General features: G+C 32.6%; 1 pseudogene. It reads left to right on the forward strand.

Annotated features, from left to right (window positions below):
- Nucleotides 1-126: 126 nt before the first annotated feature.
- Nucleotides 127-435: pseudogene (locus ACNQ0T_RS23225) on the forward strand (hypothetical protein); the annotation flags it as partial.

Here is a 435-nt window from a genome sequence, read left to right on the forward strand (position 1 = left end):
ACCGTACTATCTAACCAAAACATACCTCGTCAAACTATCGGTTCTCAGGCCACAGTAAACTCTTTAAAAATAAATGTGACCGAGACACCCAATGCGAAAAACAGGGTTTCCAATAAGCTTTTCTCTATGCAATTGAAAGAAGATGGCGTAGAAATAAAATCCGAAATAAAAAACGAAAGGGATGGGATTAATTATAAATTTAAGACAGCAACAATAATAACAACATCCAGAAAGATAAACAAAGAGGCAACAATTACAAATGTATCTAGCCTACTAACACAAAAAAGGAAAAAAGACATACTAGAAAACTTAAAAAAAATAGATGACAGAATTGTAGATATAGCAATATCTGCGATAGGTAACAATAAGGAAATATATTTAGACATTGGATTTAGTGAGCTAAATGAAATATCAATGCTTGGCGAGGGTATCAGT

The organism is Enterobacter cloacae complex sp.6700776 (assembly GCF_048284255.1).
GTDB classification, from domain to species: domain Bacteria; phylum Pseudomonadota; class Gammaproteobacteria; order Enterobacterales; family Enterobacteriaceae; genus Enterobacter; species Enterobacter intestinihominis.